The 15,092-nt window shown below is 64.1% G+C and carries 14 protein-coding genes; 3 read left to right on the top strand and 11 right to left on the bottom strand.

Translation table 11 applies throughout. The features are described from left to right. Positions 1 to 71: 71 nt before the first annotated feature. Genes J1M86_RS04545 through J1M86_RS04510 form a run of 8 tightly spaced genes read right to left on the bottom strand, consistent with a single transcriptional unit; the run spans position 72 to position 7,843 of the window. Positions 72 to 1,070, bottom strand: a complete 999-nt coding sequence (locus J1M86_RS04545) for an amidohydrolase family protein (protein WP_206508965.1) — start codon at positions 1,068 to 1,070, stop codon at positions 72 to 74. A gap of 45 nt (positions 1,071 to 1,115) precedes the next feature. Further along, a complete protein-coding gene (locus tag J1M86_RS04540; RefSeq protein WP_075838927.1) occupies positions 1,116 to 1,505 on the bottom strand; it encodes a RidA family protein in 390 nt (129 codons plus the stop codon). Between the two features lie 3 nt (positions 1,506 to 1,508). Beyond that, on the bottom strand, positions 1,509 to 3,113 hold the full coding sequence (locus J1M86_RS04535) for a fatty acyl-CoA synthetase (RefSeq protein WP_241259544.1): 1,605 nt from the start codon (positions 3,111 to 3,113) through the stop codon (positions 1,509 to 1,511). Beyond that, positions 3,110 to 4,876, bottom strand: a complete 1,767-nt coding sequence (locus J1M86_RS04530; protein ID WP_206508964.1) for an FAD-dependent oxidoreductase — start codon at positions 4,874 to 4,876, stop codon at positions 3,110 to 3,112. Before J1M86_RS04530 ends, J1M86_RS04535 begins: the two co-directional genes overlap by 4 nt. A gap of 2 nt (positions 4,877 to 4,878) precedes the next feature. Continuing rightward, a complete protein-coding gene (locus J1M86_RS04525; RefSeq protein ID WP_206508963.1) occupies positions 4,879 to 5,541 on the bottom strand; it encodes an RraA family protein in 663 nt (220 codons plus the stop codon). 6 nt (positions 5,542 to 5,547) lie between these two features. Next, entirely contained in the window at positions 5,548 to 6,216 is a 669-nt protein-coding gene (locus tag J1M86_RS04520) for an RraA family protein (RefSeq protein WP_206508962.1), read from the bottom strand. Next, positions 6,213 to 7,196: a hypothetical protein gene (locus J1M86_RS04515; protein WP_206508961.1), complete on the bottom strand. Its 984-nt coding sequence runs from the start codon at positions 7,194 to 7,196 to the stop codon at positions 6,213 to 6,215. Before J1M86_RS04515 ends, J1M86_RS04520 begins: the two co-directional genes overlap by 4 nt. A gap of 5 nt (positions 7,197 to 7,201) precedes the next feature. Then, a complete protein-coding gene (locus J1M86_RS04510) occupies positions 7,202 to 7,843 on the bottom strand; it encodes a 4-carboxy-4-hydroxy-2-oxoadipate aldolase/oxaloacetate decarboxylase (RefSeq protein WP_075838922.1) in 642 nt (213 codons plus the stop codon). A gap of 217 nt (positions 7,844 to 8,060) precedes the next feature. Here J1M86_RS04510 and J1M86_RS04505 point away from each other — a divergent pair, with 217 nt between their 5' ends. After that, positions 8,061 to 9,428, top strand: coding sequence for an MFS transporter (locus tag J1M86_RS04505; protein ID WP_206508960.1), 1,368 nt, complete (start codon positions 8,061 to 8,063; stop codon positions 9,426 to 9,428). A 22-nt stretch (positions 9,429 to 9,450) separates the two neighbouring features. Here J1M86_RS04505 and J1M86_RS04500 read toward each other — a convergent pair whose 3' ends face one another. From J1M86_RS04500 to J1M86_RS04490, 3 genes are read right to left on the bottom strand one after another with little or no spacing between them, the layout of a single operon-like run. Continuing rightward, positions 9,451 to 10,509, bottom strand: a complete 1,059-nt coding sequence (locus tag J1M86_RS04500) for a VOC family protein (RefSeq protein WP_241259543.1) — start codon at positions 10,507 to 10,509, stop codon at positions 9,451 to 9,453. A 7-nt stretch (positions 10,510 to 10,516) separates the two neighbouring features. Next, positions 10,517 to 11,371: an alpha/beta fold hydrolase gene (locus J1M86_RS04495; RefSeq protein WP_075838994.1), complete on the bottom strand. Its 855-nt coding sequence runs from the start codon at positions 11,369 to 11,371 to the stop codon at positions 10,517 to 10,519. Between the two features lie 35 nt (positions 11,372 to 11,406). Then, positions 11,407 to 12,990, bottom strand: coding sequence for a bifunctional 3-(3-hydroxy-phenyl)propionate/3-hydroxycinnamic acid hydroxylase (locus tag J1M86_RS04490; RefSeq protein ID WP_075838920.1), 1,584 nt, complete (start codon positions 12,988 to 12,990; stop codon positions 11,407 to 11,409). A 128-nt stretch (positions 12,991 to 13,118) separates the two neighbouring features. Between J1M86_RS04490 and J1M86_RS04485 the strand changes: the two genes are divergently transcribed. Both J1M86_RS04485 and J1M86_RS04480 read left to right on the top strand, forming a co-directional pair. Continuing rightward, complete coding sequence (locus J1M86_RS04485) at positions 13,119 to 13,745, top strand: TetR/AcrR family transcriptional regulator (RefSeq protein ID WP_075838919.1); 627 nt, start codon at positions 13,119 to 13,121, stop codon at positions 13,743 to 13,745. Between the two features lie 53 nt (positions 13,746 to 13,798). Next, positions 13,799 to 15,091 (top strand): DUF3533 domain-containing protein, encoded by a 1,293-nt coding sequence (locus J1M86_RS04480; protein WP_206508959.1) that lies wholly within the window; start codon positions 13,799 to 13,801, stop codon positions 15,089 to 15,091. The last annotated feature ends 1 nt before the right edge of the window (position 15,092 follow it).

The following is a 15,092-nucleotide window of genomic DNA, read 5'->3' as shown; positions in this document are numbered from 1 at the left end:
GGTGTCCGCCGCGATGGACGCCCGACACCGAGGTGGTCCGGTCCCGCTTCCTGGACCACCTCGGTGCTGGGTCAGAACTTCAGGCGCGGGAAGACCCGGCGGGCGTTCTCCTCGAAAACAGCCCTGCGGTCGGACTCGTCCAGAAAGTCGAATCCCTCGATAACCGGTTTGAGATCGTCGAAAGGACGTCCGCTCTCGGGATTGTCGGTCGATCCACTACCTGGCCGCTCGGTTCCGAACAGGACTCGATCGGAGCCGACTGTTTCCAACAGCAGCGCCAGGGCACGGGGATAGTGCAGCACGGTGTCGAAGTAGAAGTTCTTCAGTTTGTCCTCGAAACGAGGGGCCTGCGGGTCACCGCCGAGTGCCGGATGCAGGTGTTCGGCTTGCCAACGGCCGAGCTGATACGGCACCGAGCCACCACCGTGCGAGATCATCACGTTCAACGTCGGGAAGCGATCGAAGACCTTCCCGCGGATCATCGACAGAATCGCGATCGACTCCTCGGTGATGAAGTGTTCGCTGTAGGTTTCACGGCCGCTGTAGCAGCCCGCTGAATGCACCTGCATGGGAACGTCGAGTTCTACCAACTGCTCGAACAGCGGGTACCAGTACGGATCGCCGAGCGCCGGACCGGTGCCCGTTCCCTCGTACGGATCGGGGTTGACCATGACGCCGACGAATCCCAGCTCCTCCACCGCGCGGCGGAGTTCCGGGAATGCCCGATCGACCGGCTCGCCGGGGGTGATCGGAAGTCCTGCGACTCCCGCGAACCGTGTGGGGTGCAGCTCGACCGTACGAGCGATGACGTCGTTGTTCGCGCGAATCCAGGCGTCGACCAATCGGGTGGGCTTCATGGAGTGGCCCTGGTAATACGGACGCGGCGAGAGTATCTGGACGTCGGTTCCGACCGCGTCCATCGTCTCGACATTGCTCTGCGCGCAGGCAGCCAATGATTCCTCGGTGATCTTGGGCTGGCCGATGAAATATCCCCCGTCGGCCATCAGGTTCGCGCGGAATGCGTAGAGGCCGTCGGGTGCGACGACGTGGGCGTGGGCATCGATGATCATGGGTACCTCGGGTGTCTCGAGTTCGGATGTCGGATGGGCCGAGGCTCAGGTCTCGGCCAGGTAGGCGATCAGCTCGCATTGCACGCGTAGCGGGTCCGCGAGTGCGTATTCGAGCGTGTGACGGGCCGGTCGGCTGGCTGCGTCGGGAAACATCTCGACCCAATGGGGGTCGATGGCTGCGCGCGCCGCGCGCTCGCGAACGAAGAAGGTGCACTTCGCGATGTCCTCGGTGGCGCCGCCCGCAACGTCGAGGATGCGCACGATGTTGGCGAATATGAGTGCAACCTGCTCCTCGACGGAGTCCGGCACGGTACCGCTGACCGGGTCCAGGCCGTTGATCCCACTCGAGGTCAACAGCGGTCCGACGAGAGATGCCTGCGGGATTGGGGCCTTGCCGTGGTGCAGTCCCGGCACTTCGATGGAACGACGAGGCATGGGCTATTTCTCCTTGCTTGCCAGTGCGGCGAACGAGTTTCGCAGGTCGCGTTTGAGGATCTTGCCGCTCGGGTTCTTGGGCAGAGACTCGGCTACGACAACGTGTTTGGGGATCTTGAACCCGGCCAGCCGGTTCGCGCAGTGCGACCGCACACTCTGTTCGTCGAGTTCGGCGCCGGGCTTGGGAACCACGACGGCACACACCGATTCGACCCACTTGGGATGCGGTATCGCGAAGACCGCGACCTCGGCGACGGCCGGGTGGAGGTAGATCGCTTCTTCGACCTCGCGGCTGGCGACGTTCTCACCGCCGGTCTTGATCATGTCCTTCTTGCGGTCCACGACGGTCAACCGTCCCTCGGTATCGAAGTATCCGAGATCGCCCGAGTGGAACCAACCGCCGCGGAACGCCTCGGCGGTGCGCACCGGGTCCCGCCAGTAACCGAGTGTGGCCTGAGGGCTGCGGTGGGCGATCTCGCCCACCTCACCTACCGGCAGCGGAGCATTGTCCTCACCGAGGACGACGGTATCGACGTTGAGCACCGGGCGACCGGCCGAGCCCGGGTGATCCTCCTGATCCTCGGGTCCGAGAATTGTTGCTACAGGCGCTAACTCGGTCTGACCATAGAAGTTCCACAGGCGCACCGCGGGCAGGCGATCACGGATCTCACGCAGCACTTCGATCGGCATCGCCGACGCGCCGTAGTACCCCTTCCGCAGCGAGGACAGATCGGTGGAGTCGAATTTGGTCGAGCGAAGCAGCGAGATCCACACCGTGGGTGGTGCAAAGAACTTCCTCACTCCGTGTGATTCGATCGCAGCGAGAATCGCGCTCGGGTCAGGGGCGGGCAGCACGATGCTCGTTGCGCCCAGATACACGTCCGGTCCGAGGAAGCAGTCCAGCTGTGCGCAGTGGTAGAGCGGCAGCGTGTGAAGATCGACGTCGTCGCCGGTCATACCGCCGTCGACAATGCAGCTGGTGTACTGCGCGATCAGCGCCTTGTTGGACAGCAGAGCACCTTTAGGGCGCGATTCGGTACCGGAGGTGTACATGATCCGGACTGGATCGTCGTCCCCGACGATGACCTCCGGTGCGCTCCCCTCGCCGAAGAGCCAGTCCGAGAAGTCCTCCCAATCAGCGGAGTTGGCCGAGCCGACGACGGCCCTGGCGGTCATCGGCCTGCCGTAGGATTGCAGCGCCCGCTCGGCGACGGGCAGGAATGCCGGTTCGGTGACGAACGCTGCGGCCTCGCTGTTGCCCAGGATGTAGGCGATCTCGTCTGCGGTGAGCATGAAATTGATCGGGACGGCAATGATGCCCGCGCGTGCGGTCGCGTAGGTGAGGACGACGAACTGCCAACTGTTGCGGGACAGTAGCGCCAACCGGTCGCCGCGCCGAATTCCGCGGCGGTACAGCGCGGCAGCGACCGCATCCGCTGCCTCGTCGAGTTCCTGATAGTTCAGGGTTCGGTCGATACCGACCAGCGCGATCTTGGCCGGGAACCGCCGCGCGGTTCGGTGCAGGATATCGGCCACCGAGTGTCGCCGAGCGGAGACGATATCGTCGGTCTGCATGGCGATGTCCGGGTACACATCGGTTGCGGTCATGTGAGCACACCTTCCTTCCGGTACAGCGTCTGGAGCACGGCGGCGAGCTCGGCTCCTGGATTGTCGGGTAGTGACATCGCCCGCCAGGCGACGTGGCGATCCGGTCGCACGAGAATCGCGCCACTCGGCTCGACCTCGCGCAACAGCGTCCACCCAGGTTCCGGGGTTTCGCCGCCGGGGTCTACAGCAACGATTCGAATCGGAAGCCTCTCTGCGGCAACAGCATCGTCCCAGTCCTGGGCGTGCCGCGGATCCACGAGAAGTGTCATCTGCGACCTGTCGATCAGCGCAAGAGTGGATGTCCGCACGCCGTCACGATCGACCCAGGCATGCGGCAGGTGGTGGCCCGGTCTGGTCGTCGGGGTGTACTCCCGCAGTTCGTGGTGGGTGCTCGGCGGCGCAGTTCCGTCCGAAACCACGGCTCCGTCCGTGTAGGCGAACCCGAGTTCGACGTTGAGTTGGCCGTAGTCGTCCGCGTTGGAGGCCACCGCCTCGGCGACCTTCGCGCGACGCTCGTCGCCGTCCGGCCCCGGGGCGAGCCAGGCCTCGATGGCCCGCCAGCCCTCGTCGACGGTGGCTTCCGGCGTCAATCCGACTGCCGCTGCGACGCGTCGGTGTCCGCCGGCGTTCTCGAGCGAATGCCGAACATTGAACAGCCCCACCGGGCGACGCTCGGAATCGTAGGTGTCGAGCAGGTCGTCACCGGCCTGACCGATCAGCACCTGATGCAGTTTCCACGCGAGGTTGTCGGCGTCCTGGACTGCGGTGTTGAGGCCGAGCCCGCCGGTCGGCGGGTGCCGGTGCGCGGCGTTCCCGGTGAGGAAGACGTTGCCCTCCCGGTAGCGGGCGGCGGTGACTCCCTCGAACTCCCAGTGGCTGATGGCGTGCACCTCGAACTCGAGGTCGGGGATGCCCAGCATGTCCCGGACGCGGGCGGCGAGCGTGTCGGTGTCCTTCGCTGCGGGGTCACCCCACGCGAAAGCCTGATGGAATGCCCACTCGGGAGAGTCGCCGCCCCACTTGTCGGGACCCATGGCGCAGATACTTCCGCGGAAAGATCCCTTGCCGTGGGGGTCGACGAAGTAGTAGAGCAGCACCTCGTCGTCGGCGATGTACGAGGAGAGGTCGACGGAGACATGCATGCTCACCATGTCCAGCAGCTTCGTCGGACCTTCCATCGCAACGCCCAGCAGACGCGAACACACTCGTCCTCCGTCCGCGGCGATCACGTACCGGGCCCGCACTGTCCGAACGGCGTCCTCGTCGAGATTGCGCACATCCAGTTCCACGTGGTGCTCGCGTTGGCGCAGATCGACGACCTCGTGGCCGTAGTGAACTCGGCCGGGGCACCACTTGTCGGCGTGTTCGCGCAGCAGTGGATCGAGCCGCATCTGCGGAACGTTCGCGTATCGATTGGGGCTCGCCGCGTCGTATCGCTCGCGGTCCGGGCCACCACCCCACGCATGAATGTGGCCGATCTCGCGGCCCTGGCCCGCGCGATCTCCGGCGAACGAGGTGTACCACCCGACCCGATGCCACCGGTCCTCCGGCGGGGAGAGCTCGTACACGGCCTCGGCGAAGCCCATGGCGTCGAAGATCTCCATGGTGCGCTGATTGAGCAGATGAGCTCGCGGTAGGTGTGTGGTCGTGGCGCGCCGTTCGAACACTGTGACGTCGACGCCGAGTTGCGCCAGCTGTATCGCGGCGGTCAGGCCCGCGGGGCCGGCACCCACCACTGCCACATCGAGAATGTCCTCGGACATCGTCAGCTCCTCTGCCGTGTCTGCAACGCGTGGTACCCGTGTTCGCGTCTTGCCTCGACCAGGCTCTGGCCTGCGCGGACGGCGGATCTGATCCTGTCCTCGGTGTCTCGGATGCCGGAGGCGATGTCGATGACCTCCTCGATCCGCCCGACCGGCATGGACACCACACCGTCGGCGTCGCCGACAAGCCAGTCGCCCTGTTCCACGCGCACGCCACCGACCGAGACAGGCAGGTTGTACCCGTCGACACGCACTCGGTCCTTGCCGGTACGCATCCAGCGGGACCGACTGAACAACGGGTAGTTCAGATCCACTGCACAGTCGGAGTCGCGGCAGACCCCGTCGATCACCGTGCCCGAGATGCCGCGGTGGGCGGCGGTAGCAGTGAGCAGATCACCCCACACCGTGGTGTCGAGGCGACCGGCATTGTCGAGCACGACGACGGTTCCTGGGTCGAGGTCGTCGATGTAGTCACCGACGGTTCCGCCGTCGTCACCGACCGGAACGTAGCGAACGGTGAAGGCGCGCCCGACTAGTCGAACGGATCGATCGAGCGGGAGCAGTCCGGCGCACTGCCCGTTGAGCCCCAGTTTGTCCAGTGCGTCACTGAGGTGGCTGGTGTCGAGGGTCGACAGTTCTTCCGATATTCGTGCCTGATCTGTCATGTGCCGTCACTCCCGGTTCAACATGGTTTCGTAGTCGGCGCTCATCACTGACGCCATGGATTCACCGGCGCGCACGCGCACCAGCATCTGTGCCTCTTTGTCGGCAATCCTCTCGGCGATGCCGAGTACCTCCTCGATCCGATTCCTCGGAACGAATACGACGCCACTGCCATCGGCGATGACGTAATCGCCTGGATCGACTGCGACGCCGGCGATCTGGACGGGGACATTCCAGTCCCGCTCACTGATGCGTGTGCGTGCGGTGACCGGTACCGACGTCGCCGCGTAGACGGCCAGATCGAACTCACGCGCCTCGTCGAGATCGCGTACAGCTCCGTCTACGATCACGCCTTCGGCGCCGCGTGCCACCGCGCCGGCAGAAAGAACCCCACCCCACCCGGCCACATGGGTGCGGCCGTGGTGCGCGACGACGATGACCCGACCCGGTCCGGAGGCATCGACGGCCGCGGTACACAGGTGCCGCGGCGCGACCGCACCGCTGCGTACCTCGACGCTGTGCGCATCGACGAGGTCGACGGTGACCGTTTCGCCGGCGATGCGCCGACCACCCGAGATGCCGTGCAGACCCAGTGCCGCACCAGGCAGTCCGAGCGAGTCGAGCGCGTCGGAGACTGCGCAGGCATCGAGGGCCGCCAGACGCTCGAACGCGCTCATGTCCACAACCCGAAGGCCAGTCCGACTCCGGTTCCAGCGGGTGTCCGCCAGGCTGGAATGTACTCGCTCCAGCGATGTTCGAGCTTCTCCCCTGCTCCCGCCGCGGCGATCCAGTTGCGCACCTCGGAGGTACCGGAATCGAGTTGCTCCACCGGCAGAGTGCGCAGGGTGGTCTCGTCGTGGGTACGCATGGCCTCGAGAATCTGCTGATCGAGATCGTCGTTGACGACGAAATGACTCAGGCCGCCCGAGGCGATGACCGCGACACGAAGATCGCCGGGGAGCGAGTCGACTGCGGCGGCGATTGCGCGACCGAGGTCGTAGCAACGCCCTGGGGACGGTTGGTTCGGCGGGTAGTACGTGTTGATCAGGACAGGCACCATGGGGATGGTGACGCTCTCGAGCATCCGCCCGACCACCCAGGCGAAGGCGTGGCCGAACCCGCCCTCGGTTTCGGTCTCCGAACTGGTCGCGATGTCGAACTCCTGGGAGACGAGTTCGGAGATGATGTGCAGGGCAGCGGTCGGGTGGGCGGGGTAGATCTTGCCGTCCATTCCCAGGTTGTGTTGGACCTCGCTGAGCAAGGCGCTACCCATGTCGATGGGCTTGTGCGTTTCGATTTTCTCGCCGTAGTACACCGCGATCGCGGGCTGATTGCGTGGGGTGAACAGTTCCTCCTGATCGTCACCGATCACGATGAGCAGATCCGGGTTCAGCTCGATCAGTTCGTCGCGGAGGCGATCCACGCAACCAAGTGCGCTGGTGTACTTGGTGTTCCAGATTTCAGGGGTCAGCTCGTCGTCGTATCGTCCGTCCGCAGCGGCGACCAGTTCGTCGAAATCCTTGAGCTCACCCTTCTTGTCGAAGAGCTCGTAGCTGTTGTCGGCGTCGCTCTCGGCGCGTAGGCGCCACATTCGTTCGGGCTCCATGCCGAGCATCGGACTATGGGAGGTGCCTGCCACGGCAACGATCGTGCTCATGTCATTCATCTTTCGTTTCGGCTGGGAAGCGAGTACAGGTCGAGTGTCGATGCACCGGAACGGATTCGGGAGATGATTCCGGCTTCTTTGTCGTCGCGTTCGCGTGCGGATTCGGCGACCTCGCGCCATTGCTGCTGCGGTATGGCCACCACGCCGTCCGAGTCACCGACGATTCGGTCACCTGGCTCGATGCGAACGTCGCCGATTCGGACGGGCCCACCGAGCCGGCCGGTACCGTCGGGATCCTTGACCGTTCCTCTGATGCAGATGGACGAGGAGAACACCGGGAGACCCACACGTTCGAGTGCATCGAGGTCGCGCACACCACCGTCGAGGACGAGGCCGCCCAATCCGCGCGCCACAGCGGCTTCACTGAGGATCTCGCCCCAGTAGCCGTACTCCTCGTCAGAGGTCGGCGCTACGACGAGCACGTCACCGGGATCGGCTGCGGCGACTGCGCGGTGCAACCACAGGTTGTCGCCGACGGGGCACAGGACGGTGAACGCCGGGCCGAATACGGCGGCGGAGGGGTATGCCGGTCGCAGACGCGCCGGCAACGCGCCTATTCGTCCGGCTGCCTCGTGCACTGTTGCAGCGGAAGGGCTTTGGTCGATCGAGGTCGACCGGAATTCTGAAGAGGCAACCATGGAAGTCCTTGTTCGGAAATGGCGATCATGGGCTGGTGTGATCCAGACGATACTCTGCATTCAATATTGAATGCAAGATCCCAATCAATTCCCTCTCGGCTATTGCATTCAATTTTGAATGTGATGTAGCGTGCGAGCAGCGCCCAACTGTGAGGCGCGTCACTCACCAGCCGCAGAGACGACCCTCCGCCGATTCAGCCCTCCGGAAAGGACGGCCATGACCACTGGCACATCCCATCGATCGCCGGCAGAAGTACGCCGCGTTGCATTGTCCAGCTATCTCGGGACCACCATCGAGTACTACGACTTTCTCCTCTACGGAACAGCAGCCGCACTGGTGTTCAACAGCGTGTTCTTCTCGAATCTGAGCCCCGTCGTCGGCACGATCGTCTCGTTGTCCACGCTGGCCGCCGGCTACGCTGCCAGGTTCGTCGGCGCCATCGTCTTCGGACACTTCGGCGATCGCCTCGGACGCAAGAACGTCATGCTCGTGACGATGATCGCCATGGGCTTGAGCAGCGGATTCATCGGGGTGCTACCCACCTACGACCAGATCGGCGCAGCGGCACCGCTGCTACTCGTCCTCATGAGGCTGGTCCAGGGCCTAGCAGTCGGTGGCGAATACGGCGGTGCCGTCCTCATGGTCTCCGAGCACGCCAAGACCGGCAAGCGAGGGCTTGCCACCAGTGCGGCAGCGATGGGCGCACCCACCGGTTCGGTCCTCGCGACCGCGGCCATGCTGTGGGTGGCATCGCTCCCCGAGGATCAGATGCTCAGCTGGGGCTGGCGGGTTCCCTTCCTGTTCAGCTTCGCCCTGCTTGCGCTGGGCATGTACTTCCGGGCCCGCATCAAGGAAAGCCCAGTCTTCTTGGCAAATCGCGCGGTGCAGTCTCCACCCAAAGGCACGCCGATCGTGGCGCTCCTCCGCTCCAATCCCGCTGTGCTCTTGAAGTCGGTGCTGTTCCAGGTCGGGCCCTACTGCGGCATGGGCGTTTTCGCCATCTTCGTCATTTCCTACGCACCCACGATCGGATACTCGCGCGCAGCAGCTCTGACAGCGGTGCTCATCGGCACCGTGACGAGTATCTTCACCACGCCGCTCTACGCCGCTCTCTCCGATCGAATCGGACGACGGCCTGTCGTCCTGGGCGGCATCGTCTCCACCGGGGTACTGGCCTATCCGATCTTCTATGTCATCGGACTCGGCAACTCCACACTTCTCGTGGCCTGCATCGCCGCCTACATCGCATTCGTCATGACAGCGGTCGTCGGCGTCGCACCGGTCATGCTCACCGAACTGTTCAGCACAGACATGCGGTACACCGGCGTCTCGACCAGCTACCAGCTGGCACAGACGATCGGATCCGGATTCTCCCCACTCATCGCGGTATCGCTGCTCGCCGCAGCAGGCGGTGCGACCTGGCCGATCGCGTTGTTCCTCGTGCTCATCGCTGCCGTCAGCGCCTGGGCAGCGCTGACACTTCCGGAACGATCGGATCAAAGCCTCGACGCAACGCCCGTGAACGAGCGGGTTGCGACCGCGGCGAAGGGCCCACTGGCCGCGTCGGAGTCGACGGGTCGCTAGCTCGCCGCCGCCTGGTTGTCGTTCACCGAGCTTCGCGGCTCGCTGCTTCGCTGTAATCGGCGATGCCGTGCCCGCTGAGCTCGGGGACGACGATCTCGGTTCGACCGAGCGACTGTGCGACGGTCTTGAACTGCTCGAGCTTCTCCACCACGGTCTGCCCGGATCGTGAATGGCCCCAAATGCTGATGCCCTGGTGCGTCGACGGTTCCCAGGTGTTCTCGTCGACTGTGAAAGGGTTCCAGCCCACTTCCCATTCGAATCCCGACGGGGTCAGCGCGTAATAGGACAGTTCGCGGTCGTTGGTGTGTTGCCCGACAGCCAGAGCCATGCCGAATCCGAGTTCCTTGACGCGCTCGAAGGATTGGACCATATCGTCCAACTCGGCCACTTGAATGTTCAGATGCTGAACGCGTGTGCGGATCGGATTCACCTTCAGCCCACGGACGTTCGCGATAGCGATGGAATGATGCCGCTCGTTGACCCGAAGAAAGCGGATCTTCAGCCTCATTCCGCTGATCGTTTCGTCGATGTAGTCGGTGAGCCTCGCATCGAAGACCGTGTTGAAGTACTCGCGGAGCTTGTAGGGCTCCACCGATGTGATCGCCACATGGCCCATCCCGCTCCGACCGGTCACATATGCCGAGTTCTTCATCACCAGGGGGGCGGTGGTGACAACCGCGCGCGTGAAGATTTCCTGGATAATCCCTTTCGGCCCAGGGAACCTCAGCAACCGTTCGACACCACGCAGCGCAGCTTCCTCGGCGGTGCCCTCCTCGATTGGTACGCCTCGATCGACCACGCGTGCGACTATTCGGTCGAACGTGTCGTGGTCCTCGATCTGCCACCCGAGCGCGGTGACGTCCTCGGCGGGTCCGTACTGGAGCAGAAACCGGCACTCGTGGTCGTCGAGCCGGAATCTGATTCTTCCGGTGTCCATTTCGTCGACATGCATCCCAATGGCCTCGGCCCCGAATCGGCGCCATTCACCGAGCTTACGGGTCTCGATTACTGCATATCCGAACTGGACGTTGCCGAAGACCGACGGGTCCACTGCGGTCTCGTCGCGAGTCATGGTGGTCATCGGTGCCTCATTTCGACAGAAAGATCTCGGTGATGGAATTGAAGAAATCTGCGCGCTCCCACTGCACCCAGTGGCCGGTGTTCGCGACCTGAAGCAGATCGCAGTTGGGCATGGTCTTGGCCAGCATCGGCCCACCGGAGGGCTTGTTGACCTTGTCGGCCTTGCCCCACACGACAAGTGTCGGGGTGGTCAATGCTGCCAGGCGCTTGTCGCGGGTGAAGTCCATGCGCCACAACGCCTTCAATGCTCCCGGTCCGGACGGACGCCGCAGCGGCGGGTCGGCGACGACCGCGGGATCGATACTGGCCTCGTAGCGCTGGTCGATGACGGCGTTTGGCACGGCTGCGCCGTCGAACACCAGGTACCGGCGGATGAACTCCTCGAGCTTGTCCCGGGTCGGACCGTCACCGGTGTAGTAGGACAGCAACGAGTTCAGTCCCGGCGTCGGCAATCCCCGCGTCGTTCCTATCCCGCCGGGACCCATGAGCACCATCCGGTCTACCCGGTTCGGCGTATCGAGGGCCAACCGCAGAGCGCAAGCACCCCCGTACGAGTTTCCGACCAAATGTGCCTTTTCGATCCCGAGCTCGTCGAGCAACCCTCGGATCGAATCGGCGAGGTAGCCGAAGGGGTCACTGTGATCGACACCCTTGCTCGAACGTCCGTAACCCGGCAGATCCGGGACGATCACACGAAACTTCGATGCCAGCGTGTCGATATTGCGTGAGAAGTTCGACAGACCCGAGGCGCCGGGTCCGCCGCCGTGGAGCAGAACCACAACGGGGCCCTCACCCGTCTCGGCGTAGAAAATGTCCTTGCCACCTACAGAGACGGTGTTCTCGGTCAACAGTGCATTGGTCATGATTTCTCCTCCGGAGCGGTTGGTCGGTACGTTCGTCACGATGCGAGGAGGGCATCGAGTCCGCCGGGTGGCGGAGCAAGAACGGAGTTGGGACCGTCTGCGGCGTAGACGAATCCATCGGGACGCACCACCATGGTGCGGGCCCCCTTCTTCTGCATCCAGGACAGCAGTACGTTCTCGGTGTCGACGATCACGTCCTCAGCGGCTTCGGATCCGGCGCCGCGGACTTCGAATCCGGTGACACCCGCGTGCTGCCATGGGCCTGTCGGGTCGACGACGCCGCTGGTCAGCAGGACCCAGCGGCCACCGAGCACGTCGTCCAGCCGCGAGCTCTCGCCCTTCTGGTCGAGCACCCAGGGTTGCGGAATCAGGTAGCCCACCGCGGAAGTCCGCTGACGCTCACCGAAACCGGCCTTGGGCCGAGGCGCGAGGAATCCGTCCGGATAGTGGGCCGGTGGAATCCACCGACTGTCGTTCAGCCACGCGGCCACTGCGGGGATCTTGGTGAGTGTGCGCAGACCGTGGTTGCGCACCAACGCAAGCCGACGACGCCGCTCGGTGATCAGCTTTCCGGTCTTCACCGCACGCTTGGTCACTTCGCGTACGTGCGGCATGCGTTCGCTCTGGTAGGAATCGAGCACCACCTCCGGCAGCGAACCGTCGAGCACACCAGCGAGCTTCCAACACAGGTTGGCTACGTCTCGCACACCGGCCGACATGCCCTGCCCGATCCACGGAGGCATCACGTGCGCGGCGTCCCCGGCCAGGAACACTCGGCCCACACGCCAGCGGTCGGCGAACCTGACATGGTGGCTGTAGACCACGGCCCGCAGGATCTCCACTTGCCTTTCGGTGATTCCTTTACTGCGCAACACTTTCCAGATTGCTTCGTGGGTGACGAGCTCTTTCTCGTCGCTTCCGACCGGTACGGGGTACTCCCAGCGGTGGTGTCCGAGCGGGGTGGGGCAGTCGACGGTGGGCTGGGCGGGATCGCAATGGAAACGTAGCGAGTCGTGGCCGGGCCACTCCTGGAGAACCTTGGCGTCGATGACGACCCAGCGATCCTCGTAGGTTTGCCCCTCGAAACCGATTCCGAGCAGCCCTCGGGTGGGACTGGAACCTCCGTCTGCCGCGATCACGTAGGAGGCGCGTTCGCGTCGGAAGGCGTCGGTCTTCAGGTCGGCGAGCATCAGATCGACGCCGGTGGCGTCGGAGGCCACCCGGAGGCATTCGTGCTCCAGGGCCAGCTCGACGGTGGCATACCGCTCGACACCCGCGCGCAGGGTCTTCTCGACTGCGGGCTGGTATATGAACTGTTGCGGAGGGTGCCCGGCGCCGCGGGGCTGGGGAGTGAGCTCCGCGAACTGCTCGCCCTCGGCGTCGACGAACTTCACGGGCTGCCCCGGGAGCATCTCGGCGTTGAGCTTGTCGGCGAGCCCGGCCTGTTGCCAGATTCGGAGAACTTCCTCGTCGGTCGAGATCGCCCGAGCACGAGCGTAGATGTCGGGATCGCGCTCGATGACCAGGACACGTAGACCGCGTGCACCGAGCAGATTGGCTGCGGTGACGCCGGTGGGTCCGAAGCCGATGATGGCGACGTCGTATGTGGTATCGAGCACGTTCTTGCCTTTCGCTGAAAGCCGGGCTTGCGATCCGTTGCTGTAGTGATCACTACATTCCGTATTGGTCACTACAATAAGGTTGGATACGGTGAGAGTCAAGTCACATTCCTAAATATGGAGGCACGTTGTCACAGCTCAGCCAACCCAGACGCAAACGAGCGAACGGTGAAGAATCGCGACTGCGCATCCTCGACGCAACCGTGGAGGTCGCGAGCGAACGCGGATACGAAGGCACGTCCATCGCCCTGGTCAGCAAGACATGCGGACTTCCGGCCAGCTCGATTTACTGGCATTTCAAGGACAAGGACGACCTCATCGCGGCGGTGATCGAGCGCAGCTTCGCCAAGTGGTTGGGTGCGCTGGACATTCCCGACGGGCCGAATCCGCGTGAGCGACTCAGGGCCATGTTCATGTCGGTCGCCAAGAGTCTGCTCGAGACGCCCGACTTTCTGCGGCTCGGCCTGATGCTGGCGCTCGAGCGTCGCCCCGTCGAGGCCCGGGCCCGAGTGAAGTTCCTCGAAGTCCGCGGAGCGGCCCACGAACGAGTGTCCGAGGCCATGCAGCAGTTCGCGCCCGGCATGCATCCGAGCTCGGTCGAGTTGCTGACCACGTACGCGATCGCGGCAGCGGACGGCCTTTTCATCGCCCACGAGATCGGCGGTGACTCGGTGGACCTGATGGCCCTGTTCGAACTGCACGCCCAGCTCGTGTACGAGGCCGCAGTGCGTCTGGTCGAGCGAGACTCGGATTGAATTCCTGACGCCATCGACTACATTTCGACCAGCGGCCCAACGTAAGGACACCGATGCCGGACTCCCGATCGCCCAGGTCAGTCACCGACGTCCTTCGAGCTCCCCGATTCTGGCTGGCACCGATCGTGGTCGTGTCCGCTCTGATGTCGCTGCTGGCAGCGCTCTATCTCGGCGGAATCCTCAACCCGCGCGAAAGTCTCAACAGCTATCCGATCGTGCTCGTCAACCAGGACCTCGGCGACGTAGTCGAGTCCGACGGCGGAACCCAGGAGCAGAACTTCGGCAACGACATCGCCGAGGGGCTGGTCGCGGGTATCGATGCCGATCAGATCGACCTGAAGCAAGCAGGGCCTGCCGAGGCACAGCAACTGCTCGCCTCCGGTGAGGCCTATGGCTCCATCGTCATCCCTAGCGATTTCACCAAACGTGCCGCGATACTCGCGCGCGCCAGTGTCGTCGCGGGCGACGTCGACAAGCCCATCATCACGGTCAACACCAACCCTCGGGCGGGCGCGTTCAGTGTGTCTTTGACGCAGCAGATCGCCGAGACCGCACTCTCGGAGGTCAATTCGACTGTCGGCTCCGAACTGACCGCCCAGGTCGAAAGCCAACTCGAAGGATCCGACACGGTGCTCAGCGGGGCTTCCCGACTCGCGTTGGCCCAGCCGATAGACATCATCACCACTGCCTACGATCCACTGCCCGACGGAACCGGGGGCGGGTTGTCCGCCTTCTACTACGCGTTGCTGCTCGTCCTCGCAGGCTTCACGGGCGCGACGATCGTCAACGCCCTGGTCGACGGACTCCTGGGCTTCACGCCCACAGAGTTCGGTCCGCGCGTGATCTACCGTGGGGCCACGCGTATCAGTCGGACGGGCACGCTCGCCGTGAAATGGGCGATCATGCTGGTGGTGGCCGCGATCGTATCCGCTCTCTATCTGTGGATCAGTACATCCTTGGGAATGCCCTCACCGAATTCGCTGGGCCTCTATCTGTACAGCGCGTTCGCGATCACCGCAGTGGGCGTGACGGCGCTGTCGGTGATGTCCGTGTTCGGCACCGCCGGGTTGCTGATCAACCTCATCGTGTTCATCGTCCTGGCTCTGCCTTCCTCCGGCGGAACGGTGCCCTTGGAAGCGTCGCCGGGAATCTACAGTTGGCTCGCTCAGTTCGAGCCCATGCATCAGATCTTCCTCGGCACCCGGGCCATCCTCTATTTCCACGGAAGACCGGGCGCCGGACTCCTGCAGGCCGTCACCATGACCGGAGTGGGACTGTTGATCGGACTCGCCTTGGGATTGGTGTTCACCCGGGTCTACGACCGTAAGGGCCTCGACCGCGCGTGAG

The sequence above is a fragment of the Rhodococcus sp. KRD197 genome, assembly GCF_017168235.1.
Taxonomy (GTDB): domain Bacteria; phylum Actinomycetota; class Actinomycetes; order Mycobacteriales; family Mycobacteriaceae; genus Rhodococcoides.
This window is presented reverse-complemented; position numbering and strand designations above follow the sequence as displayed.

What these genes read in the sequence shown, in the direction of transcription:
- J1M86_RS04545 (WP_206508965.1), bottom strand. Translation starts at nt 1,070, where the DNA reads ATGATCATCGATGCCCACGCCCACGTCGTCGCACCCGACGGCCTCTAC.
- J1M86_RS04540 (WP_075838927.1), bottom strand. Translation starts at nt 1,505, where the DNA reads ATGCCTCGTCGTTCCATCGAAGTGCCGGGACTGCACCACGGCAAGGCC.
- J1M86_RS04535 (WP_241259544.1), bottom strand. Translation starts at nt 3,113, where the DNA reads ATGACCGCAACCGATGTGTACCCGGACATCGCCATGCAGACCGACGAT.
- J1M86_RS04530 (WP_206508964.1), bottom strand. Translation starts at nt 4,876, where the DNA reads ATGTCCGAGGACATTCTCGATGTGGCAGTGGTGGGTGCCGGCCCCGCG.
- J1M86_RS04525 (WP_206508963.1), bottom strand. Translation starts at nt 5,541, where the DNA reads ATGACAGATCAGGCACGAATATCGGAAGAACTGTCGACCCTCGACACC.
- J1M86_RS04520 (WP_206508962.1), bottom strand. Translation starts at nt 6,216, where the DNA reads ATGAGCGCGTTCGAGCGTCTGGCGGCCCTCGATGCCTGCGCAGTCTCC.
- J1M86_RS04515 (WP_206508961.1), bottom strand. Translation starts at nt 7,196, where the DNA reads ATGAGCACGATCGTTGCCGTGGCAGGCACCTCCCATAGTCCGATGCTC.
- J1M86_RS04510 (WP_075838922.1), bottom strand. Translation starts at nt 7,843, where the DNA reads ATGGTTGCCTCTTCAGAATTCCGGTCGACCTCGATCGACCAAAGCCCT.
- J1M86_RS04505 (WP_206508960.1), top strand. Translation starts at nt 8,061, where the DNA reads ATGACCACTGGCACATCCCATCGATCGCCGGCAGAAGTACGCCGCGTT.
- J1M86_RS04500 (WP_241259543.1), bottom strand. Translation starts at nt 10,509, where the DNA reads ATGACCACCATGACTCGCGACGAGACCGCAGTGGACCCGTCGGTCTTC.
- J1M86_RS04495 (WP_075838994.1), bottom strand. Translation starts at nt 11,371, where the DNA reads ATGACCAATGCACTGTTGACCGAGAACACCGTCTCTGTAGGTGGCAAG.
- J1M86_RS04480 (WP_206508959.1), top strand. Translation starts at nt 13,799, where the DNA reads ATGCCGGACTCCCGATCGCCCAGGTCAGTCACCGACGTCCTTCGAGCT.